The following is a 13659-nucleotide window of genomic DNA, read 5'->3' as shown; positions in this document are numbered from 1 at the left end:
ATTTAAAAAATTATGAAAGTATTCACGCAGTCAGTAAACTTTACAGCAGATAAAAGTTTGATAGATTACATTGAAAAGAAGATAGAAGGTTTAGAGAAGTTTCATGATAAGATAGTTGATGTAGAAGTTTTTTTAAAAGTTCAGAAAACAAGTGAGAAAGAAAATAAAATTACAGAAATAAAAATAAATATTCCGGGAAGTGAATTGATGGTTAAAAAACAAAATAAAACCTTTGAAGAGGGTGTAAATATTGCTGTTGACTCATTAAAAAGAAGCTTAAAAAAATCAAAAGAAAAGCATCGAGATTCATTAGTATCATAAAAAGATAAAAAATAATCTAAAAAAGCTTTAGAATATAAAAATTACTTTATACATTTGCAATCCGTTAGAAATAGCGGATTGTTTTTTATGACAATAAAAGCCGATGTAGCTCAGCTGGCTAGAGCAGCTGATTTGTAATCAGCAGGTCGGAGGTTCGAGTCCTCTCATCGGCTCAAAATAAAGAAAGTTCTTTAACATAGTTTTAAATTACCAAAGGGGAGATACCAAAGCGGCCAACTGGGACGGACTGTAACTCCGTTGTCTTACGACTTCGCAGGTTCGAATCCTGCTCTCCCCACTTTTTTAAAACCGATTAGTTAATATATCAAGCTTCAACTTTTGATTATTAATGAAAGGTTTTAAAAATACGCGAAAGTAGCTCAGTTGGTAGAGCGTCAGCCTTCCAAGCTGAATGTCGCCAGTTCGAACCTGGTCTTTCGCTCTATAATAATTATCCAGGCCGGTGTAGCTCAGTTGGTAGAGCGCATCCTTGGTAGGGATGAGGTCACCGGTTCAAATCCGGTCATTGGCTCTTTTTTAGAGTTTTTTTAAAAAAGAATTTAAAGTAACACTAAATATATTTAACTAAGAATTAAAATTAATAATCATGGCAAAAGAAACTTACGATCGTTCGAAGCCCCACTTAAACGTTGGTACAATTGGTCACGTAGATCACGGTAAAACTACATTAACTGCTGCTATCACTAAAGTATTAAGTGATGCAGGATTCTCTGAAGCTAGAGATTTTGATCAAATCGATAATGCACCAGAAGAAAAAGAAAGAGGTATTACAATTAACTCTTCTCACGTTGAATATGCAACTCAAAACCGTCACTACGCGCACGTAGACTGTCCAGGTCACGCCGATTACGTAAAGAACATGGTAACGGGTGCTGCTCAAATGGATGGAGCTATATTAGTAGTAGCTGCAACAGATGGTCCAATGCCACAAACTCGTGAGCACATCTTATTAGGTCGTCAGGTAGGTATTCCACGTATGGTTGTTTTCTTAAACAAGGTGGATATGGTTGATGATGAAGAGTTACTTGAGTTAGTTGAAATGGAAGTAAGAGAATTATTATCTTTCTATGAGTATGATGGAGATAATGGTCCTGTTGTTGCTGGTTCTGCTTTAGGAGCTTTAAATGGTGAACAAAAATGGGTTGATACTGTTTTAGAATTAATGGCACAAGTTGATGCATGGATCGAAGAGCCTTTAAGAGAAACTGAAAAGCCTTTCTTAATGCCTATTGAAGATGTATTCTCAATTACAGGTCGTGGAACTGTTGCTACTGGTCGTATTGAAACTGGTATCATCAATTCTGGTGAAGCTGTAGATATTATTGGTATGGGTACTGAGAAGTTAACTTCTACAGTAACTGGTATCGAAATGTTCCGTCAAATCTTAGATAGAGGTGAGGCAGGAGATAACGCTGGTATCTTATTAAGAGGTATTGCAAAAGAAGATATTAAAAGAGGGATGGTAATCTGTAAGCCAGGTTCTGTAACTCCACACGCTAAGTTTAAGGCTGAGGTGTATGTGTTGAAAAAAGAAGAAGGTGGACGTCACACTCCATTCCATAACAACTATCGTCCACAGTTTTACGTACGTACAACTGATGTAACAGGAAATATTGTTCTTCCTGATGGTGTTGAAATGGTTATGCCTGGTGATAACTTAACTATTACAGTTGATTTAATCCAACCAATTGCATTAAACTTAGGTTTACAGTTCGCTATCCGTGAAGGTGGTAGAACAGTAGGTGCAGGTCAGGTAACTGAAATTTTAGACTAATCAATTAGTTTACATTATAAAAAGGAGTCTCTTAAATGAGAGACTCCTTTTAAAATACGGGCGTAGTTCAGCGGTAGAGCACTGGTCTCCAAAACCAGGTGTCGGGAGTTCGAATCTCTCCGTCCGTGCATAATCAAAACGAGTTGCGATTAATATCGTAACTCGTTAAAAGGATAAGAAAATGAATAACTTTATACAATATATTAAAGGTTCTTTTGAAGAACTAAATACAAATATGACTTGGGCATCTCGTGAAGAGGCACAAAAGTCTACTGTTGTTGTTGCTGCATTTACAATTGTTTTTGCTTTAGTAGTAGCAGGAGTAGATAAAGTTTTTCAAACAGGATTAGATAATTTCTTTAAAATGTTTTAATGATGGCTGATTCAGTAATGAAATGGTACGTAGTTAGAGCAGTAGGAGGACAGGAAAATAAGGTTAAAGCCTATATTGAAACTGAAATCGCTCGTTTCGGATTGACAGATTACGTAAACCAGGTAATTGTACCAACCGAAAAAGTTATTCAAGAAAGAAACGGAAAAAAAGTTAACAGAGAGAGAGTTTATTTTCCGGGTTATGTAATGGTAGAAGCTAATTTAGCAGGTGAAGTTCCTCACGTAATTAAGTCAGTGACAAATGTTATTGGTTTTTTAGGTGAAACTAAAGGAGGAGAGCCAGTGCCTATGCGTAAATCAGAAGTAAACAGAATGTTAGGAAAAGTTGATGAACTTTCTGTAAAAGATGAAAATATTGTAATTCCTTTTAATATAGGAGAAACAGTAAAAGTAATCGATGGTCCTTTTAATGGTTTCGACGGGGCAGTTGAAAATATTAATGAGGAGAAGCGTAAATTAGAAGTAATGGTTAAGATTTTCGGTAGAAAAACTCCATTAGAATTAAATTATACGCAAGTAGAAAAAATATAATCGTTACACCTATATTTAGATGTGTTTAAAGCTTCCATTTTAAACAAATCATTAAATCTTAAACAATGGCAAAAGAAGTAAGTAAATTAGTTAAACTACAAGTAAGGGGAGGTGCTGCGAATCCGTCGCCACCAGTTGGACCCGCTTTAGGTGCTGCCGGTGTTAATATCATGGAGTTCTGTAAGCAATTTAATGCACGTACACAGGACAAACAAGGTAAAGTATTACCTGTCGTGATTACTGTTTATAAAGACAAATCTTTCGAGTTTGTTGTAAAAACACCACCAGCTGCAGTACAATTATTAGAAGCGGCCAAAATTAAGAAAGGTTCAGGAGAACCAAATAGGAAAAAAGTAGCAAGTGTTTCTTGGGATCAAATTCGAGGAATTGCAGAAGACAAAATGGTTGATATGAATGCCTTTAAAGTCGAATCTGCAATGAAGATGATTGCCGGAACTGCTCGTTCTATGGGATTAACAGTAACAGGTGATGCACCTGCTTAAACTTTAAAAGATATTTAGAAATGGCAATTACTAGAAAGCAAAAAGAAGCTCGTTCTAAGGTAGATAGCTCTAAAGTTTACAGCTTAAAAGATGCATCAGCTTTAGTTAAAGAAATTACAACTGTAAAGTTTGACGCGTCAGTTGATTTAGCAGTACGTTTAGGAGTAGATCCACGTAAAGCAAATCAAATGGTACGTGGAGTTGTAACATTACCACACGGAACAGGTAAAGATGTTAAAGTATTAGCATTAGTTACTCCAGATAAAGAAGCTGAAGCTAAAGAAGCGGGAGCAGATTATGTTGGATTAGATGAGTACCTTCAGAAGATTAAAGGAGGTTGGACTGATGTTGATGTTATTATTACTATGCCTAGTGTTATGGGTAAGTTAGGACCATTAGGTCGTGTGTTAGGACCAAGAGGTTTAATGCCTAACCCAAAGACAGGTACAGTAACTATGAACGTTGCAAAAGCAGTACAGGAAGTTAAAGCTGGTAAAATTGACTTTAAAGTTGATAAAACTGGTATTGTACATGCTGCGATCGGAAAAGTATCATTTGATGCTCAGAAGATTCAGGAAAATGCAAATGAGTTATTACAAACGTTAATTAAATTAAAGCCAACAGCGGCTAAAGGAGACTATATTAAGAGTATTTTTATGTCTTCAACTATGAGTCCTAGTGTTGCTGTAGATGAAAAATCTGTATCATAAGGCAGTTAAAACTTTTTAATTATGACAAGAGAAGACAAATCACAAGTAATACAAGATTTAACAGCAAGATTAGCAGATACAAGTATCATTTATTTAGCAGATATTTCTGCTTTAGATGCAGTAACTACATCTAACTTACGTAGAGCATGTTTTAAAGCTGGCGTAGAATTAGCTGTTGTTAAAAACACTTTGCTTTCAAAGGCAATGGAAGCTTCTGATAAAAATTTCGGAGATTTACAGGATGTTTTAAAAGGTAATACTTCAATGATGATTGCTGAAGTTGCAAATGCACCAGCAAAAGTTATTAAAGAGTTCAGAAAAAAATCAGACAAACCTTTATTAAAAGGAGCATATGTTGAAGAGGGAGTTTATGTTGGAGATGACCAATTAGACTCACTAGTTAACATTAAGTCTAAAGAAGAACTTATTGGAGATATTATCTCGTTATTACAATCACCTGCTAAGAATGTTGTTTCAGCATTACAATCAGGAGGTAATAAATTATCAGGTATTTTAAAGACGTTATCAGAAAAATAATTTCGCGCACTAATAAACTAAATAATAAAAATTTCAAAAACAATTAAAATGGCAGATTTAAAAGATTTCGCAGAGCAATTAGTTAACTTAACAGTAAAAGAGGTTAATGAATTAGCTGATATTTTAAAAGATGAGTATGGTATTGAGCCAGCAGCAGCAGCAGTAGCAGTAGCAGGTCCAGCAGCAGGAGGAGATGCAGCAGAAGAGCAAACTGAATTTGATGTAATCTTAAAAGCAGCAGGTGGTTCTAAATTAGCTGTAGTAAAGTTAGTTAAAGAATTAACTGGATTAGGTTTAAAAGATGCTAAAGCAATCGTTGATAGTGCACCAGCACCAATCAAAGAAGGAGTATCTAAAGATGAAGCAGAAGGTCTTCAAAAATCTTTAGAAGAAGCAGGAGCTGAAGTAGAGCTTAAGTAAGCTATACTCCCGAGTTAAAACGGGATAAAACAATTAAGGTTTAGGTACTAGGAACTCATGTTTCTAGTCCTAAACCATTTTGTGTATATATTCGTTCTTTATTTTATTACTGTTTTACACTAGTGATAATACGACTATAAAGAGCTGATTTTAAGTCAGCAAAGCAATTAAAATTGCATTATTGAAACGAAATAGTTTCAAAAAATAATATTTTTAATTTAAAAATAGCATCTCTTTTGGCAACGATAAACACTACTGAAAGAATTAACTTCGCATCATCGCAATTAGGTACCGACTATCCAGATTTTCTAGATATACAGGTAAAGTCATTCCAAGACTTTTTCCAATTGCAAACTAAAGCAGATGAGCGTGGTGAAGAAGGTTTGTACAAAACCTTCATGGATAACTTTCCGATTACAGATACACGTAATCAATTTGTATTAGAATTTTTAGACTACTTTGTAGATCCACCTAGATATAGCATTCAAGAATGTATAGAAAGAGGATTAACACATAGTGTACCATTAAAAGCAAGATTAAAGCTTTATTGTACAGATCCTGAACACGAAGATTTTGAAACAATTGTTCAAGATGTGTATTTAGGTACAATTCCTTACATGACTAATTCTGGTACCTTTATTATTAATGGTGCAGAAAGAGTTGTGGTTTCTCAGTTACACCGTTCACCTGGTGTTTTCTTTGGACAATCTTTCCACGCAAACGGAACCAAGTTATACTCTGCAAGAGTAATTCCTTTTAAAGGATCTTGGATAGAATTTGCAACTGATATCAATCAAGTAATGTACGCTTATATTGATAGAAAGAAAAAATTACCAGTAACTACGTTATTCAGAGCCATCGGTTTTGAAAGAGATAAAGATATATTAGAGATCTTTGATTTAGCGGAAGAAGTAAAAGTTTCTAAAGCAGGATTAAAGAAGGTATTAGGGCGTAAACTAGCAGCTAGAGTTTTAAAAACTTGGCATGAAGATTTCGTTGATGAGGATACAGGAGAAGTTGTATCTATTGAGCGTAACGAAATAGTTTTTGACCGTGATACTATCATAGAAAAAGAACATATTGATGAAATAATCGATGCAGGTGCTAAAACTATCTTATTGCATAAGGTAGATAATGACATGGCAGATTATGCAATCATTCACAATACATTACAGAAAGATCCTACCAATTCTGAAAAAGAAGCAGTAGAACACGTATATAGACAATTACGTAATGCTGAGCCGCCAGATGAGGAAACAGCAAGAGGAATTATTGAAAAATTATTCTTCTCTGAACAGCGTTATAGTTTAGGTGAAGTTGGTCGTTTTAGAATGAACACCAAATTACAGTTAAACGAACCAATTGATCAGAAGGTATTAACAAAAAATGATATTATTACGATTATCAAATACTTAATTGAGTTAATTAACTCGAAAGCAGAAGTAGATGATATCGACCACTTATCTAACCGTCGTGTAAGAACTGTTGGTGAACAATTAGCAGGTCAGTTTGGTGTAGGTTTAGCTCGTATGGCTCGTACTATTCGTGAAAGAATGAATGTACGTGATAACGAAGTATTTACTCCGATTGATTTAATTAATGCGAAGACATTGTCTTCAGTAATTAATTCGTTTTTTGGTACTAACCAGTTATCTCAATTTATGGATCAAACCAATCCATTAGCAGAGATTACGCACAAACGTCGTTTATCTGCACTAGGACCTGGAGGTTTATCTAGAGAAAGAGCAGGTTTTGAGGTTCGTGATGTTCACTATACACATTACGGTCGTTTATGTCCGATTGAAACGCCAGAAGGGCCGAACATTGGATTAATTTCATCTTTAGCTGTATTTGCAAAAGTTAATAATTTAGGTTTCATCGAAACGCCTTATAAAAAGGTAATAGAAGGAAACATCGAATTAGATCAAGAGCATATATATTTAAGTGCTGAAGAAGAAGAAGGAATGAAATTTGCACAATCTAATCTAGAGATTAATGCAGATGGAGATTTTGTTGGAGATAAATTAATTTCACGTGAAGGGGGAGATTTCCCTGTAGTTACACCTACTGAGATTGATTATATGGATGTTGCTCCTAACCAGATAGCATCTATTTCAGCGTCGTTAATTCCTTTCTTAGAGCATGATGATGCCAACCGTGCATTAATGGGATCGAACATGATGCGTCAAGCAGTTCCATTATTACGTCCAGAATCACCAATTGTAGGTACAGGATTAGAGCGTAGAGTTGCTAAAGATTCTCGTATCTTAATCAATGCTGAAGGTGCTGGAGTTGTTGAGTATGTTGATGCTAATAAGATAAAAATTAAGTATGATAGAACTGATGAAGAGCGTTTAGTAAGCTTTGACTCTGATGATATTTCATATAACTTAATTAAGTTTAGAAAAACGAATCAAGGTACGAACATTAACCTTAAACCAATTGTAAAAGTTGGTGATAGAGTTGAAGAAGGTCAAGTACTTTGTGAAGGTTATGCAACACAAAAAGGAGAATTAGCTTTAGGTAGAAACATGAAAGTAGCCTTTATGCCTTGGAAAGGGTATAACTTTGAGGATGCGATTGTAATTTCTGAAAAAGTTGTTCGTGAAGATATTTTCACTTCTATACATATTGATGAATATTCTTTGGATGTTCGTGATACGAAATTAGGAGCTGAAGAATTAACAAACGATATTCCTAACGTTTCTGAAGAGGCTACAAAAGACTTAGATGAAAACGGAATGATTCGTATTGGAGCAGAGGTAAATCCTGGTGATATCTTAATTGGTAAAATTACACCAAAAGGAGAATCTGATCCAACTCCTGAAGAAAAATTATTAAGAGCTATCTTTGGTGACAAAGCAGGTGATGTAAAAGATGCATCATTAAAAGCTTCGCCATCATTAAGAGGTGTAGTAATTAATAAGAAATTATTCAAACGTGCTGTAAAAGATAAAACAAAACGTGCTCGTGATAAAGAAGCAATTGCAACTTTAGAGGCATCTTATGTTCATAAGTTCGAAGATTTAAAAGATGTATTAATTGAAAAATTATTCAATTTAATTACAGGAAAAACGTCTCAAGGTGTATTTAATGATTTAGGAGAAGAGGTTTTACCAAAAGGTAAAAAATTCACTCAAAAAATGTTAAATTCTGTTGGTGATTTTACACACTTACACGGAACTTGGACGACAGATAAAGACTTAAATAGATTAGTTGTTGAATTAGTTCACAATTATAAAATTAAAGTTAATGATTTACAAGGTTCTTTACGTCGCGAGAAATTTACTATTTCAGTAGGAGACGAATTACCAGCAGGAATCTTAAAACTTGCAAAAATTTATGTTGCTAAAAAACGTAAATTAAAAGTAGGAGATAAGATGGCAGGACGTCACGGAAACAAAGGTATTATTGCTCGTATTGTAAGAGCAGAAGATATGCCTTTCTTAGAAGACGGAACACCAGTTGATATCGTATTAAATCCATTAGGAGTACCATCTCGTATGAATATTGGTCAGATTTATGAAACAGTTCTTGGATGGGCAGGTCAAAAATTAGATCAAAAGTATGCTACACCAATTTTTGATGGAGCAAACATTGATCAGATTAATGCCTTAACAGATGAAGCAGGAATTCCACGTTACGGACATACATATTTATATGATGGAGGTACAGGGAAACGTTTCGATCAACCAGCAACGGTAGGTATAATTTATATGATTAAGTTAGGTCACATGATTGAAGATAAGATGCATGCGCGTTCTATCGGACCTTACTCATTAATTACACAACAACCATTAGGAGGTAAAGCTCAGTTTGGTGGTCAGCGTTTTGGAGAGATGGAAGTTTGGGCACTTGAAGCATATGGTGCATCGAGTATCTTACGTGAGATCTTAACAGTGAAATCTGATGATGTATTAGGTAGAGCCAAAACTTACGAGGCAATCGTAAAAGGTGAAACTATGCCAGAACCAGGTTTACCAGAATCTTTTAACGTATTAATGCACGAACTGAAAGGTTTAGGATTAGACGTTAAATTAGAGGAATAACAAACAGTGAAATATTGGTAGGTAATTATTTTAATTACCTACCAATAAATCATTTTAAATATACGCTTCATTAGAGGCAAATTTTTAATTCGAATCCATTACTCATTATGGCAAGAAAGAACGAAAAATACACTGTTAAAAAGTTTAACAAAATTTCAATTGGTTTAGCATCACCAGAGTCTATTTTAGGCGCTTCAAGAGGTGAGGTTTTAAAACCAGAAACTATAAACTACCGTACACATAAACCAGAAAGAGATGGTTTATTCTGTGAACGTATCTTCGGTCCTGTAAAGGATTATGAATGTGCATGTGGTAAATACAAACGAATCCGTTATAAAGGAATTATTTGTGACCGATGTGGAGTAGAAGTTACTGAGAAAAAAGTACGTAGAGATAGAGTAGGTCACATTAATTTAGTGGTACCTGTAGCTCACATTTGGTATTTTAGATCATTACCTAACAAAATGGGATACCTTTTAGGTTTGCCATCAAAGAAGTTAGATATGATTATTTACTACGAACGTTATGTAGTAATTCAACCAGGTGACGCTAAAACTGTTGACGGAGAGCCATTACAAAAAATGGACTTCTTAACAGAAGAAGAGTATTTAGATATTTTAGATACACTTCCACAAGAAAATATGTATTTAGATGATACAGATCCTACGAAGTTTATTGCTAAAATGGGAGCTGAATGTTTAATTGATTTATTAGAAAGAATCGATTTAGAATCATTATCATTTGAATTACGTCACAAAGCAAATACAGAAACTTCTAAACAACGTAAAAACGAAGCTTTAAAACGTTTAAATGTTGTAGAAGCTTTTAGAGATTCTCAAAAAAATAGAGAAAACAACCCAGAGTGGATGATTATGAAGGCGGTACCAGTTATACCACCAGAATTACGTCCGTTAGTGCCATTAGATGGTGGTCGTTTTGCTACTTCAGATTTAAATGATTTATACCGTCGTGTAATTATCCGTAACAATCGTTTAAAGCGATTAATGGAAATTAAAGCACCAGAGGTTATTTTACGTAATGAGAAACGTATGTTACAAGAATCAGTAGATTCATTGTTTGATAACACACGTAAATCATCTGCAGTAAAAACTGAATCTAACAGACCATTAAAATCTTTATCTGATAGTTTAAAAGGTAAACAAGGTCGTTTCCGTCAAAACTTATTAGGTAAACGTGTTGATTATTCTGCACGTTCGGTAATTGTTGTTGGACCAGAATTAGCATTATCAGAATGTGGATTGCCAAAAGATATGGCAGCAGAATTATACAAACCTTTTGTTATTCGTAAGTTAATAGAAAGAGGTATTGTAAAAACTGTAAAATCTGCAAAGAAAATTATAGATAGAAAAGAACCTGTTGTTTGGGATATTCTAGAAAATGTAATTAAAGGGCATCCAGTTTTATTAAACCGTGCACCAACATTACACAGACTTGGTATACAAGCATTTCAACCAAAATTAATTGAAGGAAAAGCAATTAGATTACATCCACTTGCTTGTTCTGCCTTCAATGCCGATTTTGATGGGGATCAAATGGCAGTTCACTTACCATTAGGACCTGAAGCTATTTTAGAAGCACAGTTATTAATGTTAGGATCACACAATATCTTAAACCCTGCTAATGGTGCACCTATTACGGTACCATCTCAGGATATGGTATTAGGTCTTTATTACATGACTAAAGAAAGAAAGTCTACTCCAGAAGTGCCTATTAAAGGTGAAGGATTAACTTTCTATTCTCCAGAAGAGGTTATTATAGCCTTAAATGAAGAAAAAGTAGACTTAAATGCAGGTATTAAAGTTCGTACACACGATGTTGTAGATGGACAAGACGTTACTAGAATTATAGCAACAACAGTTGGTAGAGTTTTATTTAACGAAAAAGTACCAAAAGCAGCTGGATATATCAATGAGGTTTTAACTAAAAAATCATTAAGAGGAATTATTGGAGGGATTTTAAAAGTTACCAACATTCCTGCTGTAGGAAGTTTCTTAGATGAAATTAAAAATATGGGATATAGATATGCCTTTGAAGGAGGTTTATCATTCTCATTAGGAGATATCATTATTCCAGAAGAAAAACATAGCATGATTGCAGAAGCTAATAAAGAAGTGGATGTAATTGTAGGAAACTACAACATGGGTATGTTAACACAAAAAGAACGTTATAACCAAGTAATTGATGTTTGGGGATCTACGAATAATAGATTAACAGAATTATCTATGAAGCGTTTACGTGAAGACCAACAAGGATTTAACTCAGTATTTATGATGTTAGACTCTGGAGCACGTGGATCTAAAGAGCAAATTCGTCAGTTAACAGGTATGCGTGGATTAATGGCAAAGCCTAAAAAATCGACAGCTGGTGGTGGAGAAATTATTGAGAATCCAATTCTTTCTAACTTTAAGGAAGGATTATCTATTCTTGAATATTTTATATCAACACACGGTGCACGTAAAGGATTAGCCGATACCGCATTAAAAACAGCCGATGCAGGATATTTAACACGTCGTTTAGTAGATGTATCTCAAGATGTAATCGTAAACGAAGTTGATTGTGGTACTTTAAGAGGGTTAGAAGTAGCTCCATTAAAGAAAAATGATGAAATCGTTGAATCTTTAAGTGATCGTATTTCAGGTCGTACATCATTACATAATGTTTATGCTCCAAACTCTGAAGATCTTTTAGTTGGTTCAGGTGAATTAATTACACCTAATTTAGCTGATAAGATTCAAGCATCAGGAATTGATAAAGTAGAAGTTCGTTCTGCATTAACATGTGAATCTCAAAGAGGTATTTGTGAAAAATGTTACGGACAATCTTTATCAACAGGTAAAAAAGTTCAAAGAGGTGAAGCAGTTGGTGTAATTGCAGCACAATCTATTGGAGAGCCTGGTACACAGTTAACATTACGTACATTCCACGTTGGTGGGGTTGCAGGTAACATTTCTGAAGAGAATAAGTTAATTGCAAAATTTGATGGTAAAGTTAAGATTGAAGATTTACGTACTGTAAATGGTAAAGATAGCGAAGGTAAAGAAATTGAAATCGTTATTTCACGTACAGCTGAAATCAAAATCATCGATAAAAAGACGGATATTGTATTAAGCACAAATATTATTCCTTATGGGTCGATTATCTTTAATAAAGATATAAAAACCATCAAAAAAGGAGATGCAGTATGTCAATGGGATCCATTTAACGGAGTTATCGTATCAGAATTTGATGGTAGAGTTAAGTTTGACAATTTAGAGCAAGGTATTAATTACTCTGTTGAAATTGATGAACAAACTGGTTTCCAAGAAAAGGTAATGATCGATTCTAAAAATAAGAAAATCATTGCTTCATTAATTATTGAAGATGCTGATGGTAATGCTTTACGTTCGTATAGTTTACCAGTAGGTGCTCACTTAATGGTTAGTGATGGCGACAAAGTAGCGTCTGGTCATACATTAGTTAAGATTCCACGTAAGTCTGGTAAAGCAGGGGATATTACAGGAGGTTTACCACGGGTAACAGAATTATTTGAAGCACGTAACCCATCTAACCCAGCAGTAATTGCTCAGATTGATGGTGTAGTATCTTTTGGTAAAATTAAGCGTGGTAATCGTGAGATTATTATTGAATCTAAAACAGGAGATATTACTAAATATTTAGTGAAATTATCTAACCAGATTTTAGTTCAAGAAAACGATTTCATTAAAGCAGGTATGCCGTTATCTGACGGAGCAACAACTCCTATAGATATTTTAAATATTAAAGGACCTTCTGCAGTACAAGAATACTTAGTAAACGAAATTCAAGAAGTATATCGTTTACAGGGTGTGAAAATTAATGACAAGCATTTCGAAGTAGTAGTTCGTCAAATGATGCGTAAAGTTAGAATTATTGATTCTGGAGATACTTTATTCTTAGAGAATCAATTAATTCACAAAAACGACTTTATTACAGATAACGATGCTATCTACGGAATGAAAGTTGTTGAAGATGCTGGAGACTCAGAGAATTTACAACCAGGTCAAATGGTTTCAGCTCGTCAATTAAGAGATGAAAACTCAATTTTACGTAGAGCAGATAAAAACTTAGTAGCCGCTCGTGATGCTCAGCCAGCAACAGCTGAACAAGTATTACAAGGTATTACTAGAGCTTCGTTACAAACGAAGTCGTTTATATCAGCAGCGTCATTCCAGGAAACGACTAAAGTATTAAACGAAGCCGCAGTAAACGGTAAAATAGATACCTTAGAAGGATTAAAAGAAAATGTAATTGTTGGTAAACGTATACCAGCAGGAACAGGAATGAGATCTTACGATCGTCAGATTGTTGGACCTAGTGATGAAATGGAGAAAAATTTATAATTTCTAATACAAAAGGCCTCT

10 protein-coding genes and 5 tRNA genes are annotated in these 13659 nt (G+C 34.5%); all 15 read left to right on the top strand.

Annotation, left to right across the window (positions count from 1 at the left end):
• The first annotated feature begins 12 nt into the window (after positions 1-12).
• Complete coding sequence (gene hpf / locus H0I30_RS04535; protein WP_218773122.1) at positions 13-321, top strand: ribosome hibernation-promoting factor, HPF/YfiA family; 309 nt, start codon at positions 13-15, stop codon at positions 319-321.
• Between the two features lie 99 nt (positions 322-420).
• Positions 421-494 (top strand) — tRNA-Thr (locus H0I30_RS04530).
• A 42-nt stretch (positions 495-536) separates the two neighbouring features.
• A tRNA-Tyr gene (locus tag H0I30_RS04525) sits at positions 537-619 on the top strand.
• Positions 620-690: 71 nt separating this feature from the next.
• Positions 691-763, top strand: a tRNA-Gly gene (locus H0I30_RS04520).
• Between the two features lie 17 nt (positions 764-780).
• Positions 781-853, top strand: a tRNA-Thr gene (locus tag H0I30_RS04515).
• 75 nt (positions 854-928) lie between these two features.
• Entirely contained in the window at positions 929-2116 is a 1188-nt protein-coding gene (gene tuf, locus H0I30_RS04510; RefSeq protein ID WP_218773121.1) for an elongation factor Tu, read from the top strand.
• A gap of 56 nt (positions 2117-2172) precedes the next feature.
• A tRNA-Trp gene (locus H0I30_RS04505) sits at positions 2173-2244 on the top strand.
• Between the two features lie 53 nt (positions 2245-2297).
• Complete coding sequence (gene secE, locus H0I30_RS04500; protein ID WP_218773120.1) at positions 2298-2489, top strand: preprotein translocase subunit SecE; 192 nt, start codon at positions 2298-2300, stop codon at positions 2487-2489.
• Positions 2490-2491: 2 nt separating this feature from the next.
• On the top strand, positions 2492-3040 hold the full coding sequence (gene nusG, locus H0I30_RS04495) for a transcription termination/antitermination protein NusG (RefSeq protein ID WP_218773119.1): 549 nt from the start codon (positions 2492-2494) through the stop codon (positions 3038-3040).
• A 65-nt stretch (positions 3041-3105) separates the two neighbouring features.
• The gene (gene rplK / locus H0I30_RS04490) at positions 3106-3543 is read left to right on the top strand and encodes a 50S ribosomal protein L11 (protein WP_218773118.1); all 438 of its coding nucleotides are present in this window, start codon (positions 3106-3108) and stop codon (positions 3541-3543) included.
• 20 nt (positions 3544-3563) lie between these two features.
• Positions 3564-4253 carry a 50S ribosomal protein L1 gene (rplA, locus tag H0I30_RS04485; RefSeq protein WP_218773117.1) on the top strand — a complete coding sequence of 230 codons (690 nt, stop codon included), beginning with the start codon at positions 3564-3566 and terminating at the stop codon, positions 4251-4253.
• Between the two features lie 21 nt (positions 4254-4274).
• Positions 4275-4790, top strand: coding sequence for a 50S ribosomal protein L10 (gene rplJ / locus H0I30_RS04480; protein ID WP_218773116.1), 516 nt, complete (start codon positions 4275-4277; stop codon positions 4788-4790).
• Positions 4791-4838: 48 nt separating this feature from the next.
• The gene (gene rplL, locus H0I30_RS04475) at positions 4839-5210 is read left to right on the top strand and encodes a 50S ribosomal protein L7/L12 (protein WP_218773115.1); all 372 of its coding nucleotides are present in this window, start codon (positions 4839-4841) and stop codon (positions 5208-5210) included.
• A 236-nt stretch (positions 5211-5446) separates the two neighbouring features.
• The gene (rpoB, locus tag H0I30_RS04470; protein ID WP_218773114.1) at positions 5447-9259 is read left to right on the top strand and encodes a DNA-directed RNA polymerase subunit beta; all 3813 of its coding nucleotides are present in this window, start codon (positions 5447-5449) and stop codon (positions 9257-9259) included.
• A 107-nt stretch (positions 9260-9366) separates the two neighbouring features.
• Entirely contained in the window at positions 9367-13638 is a 4272-nt protein-coding gene (gene rpoC, locus H0I30_RS04465) for a DNA-directed RNA polymerase subunit beta' (protein WP_218773113.1), read from the top strand.
• Positions 13639-13659: the final 21 nt, after the last annotated feature.

The sequence above is a fragment of the Tenacibaculum sp. AHE14PA genome (genome assembly GCF_019278465.1).
In the GTDB taxonomy this organism is placed as follows: domain Bacteria; phylum Bacteroidota; class Bacteroidia; order Flavobacteriales; family Flavobacteriaceae; genus Polaribacter; species Polaribacter bernardetii.
Note: the sequence above shows the minus strand (reverse complement) of the source record. Positions and strands in the feature narration are given on the sequence as shown.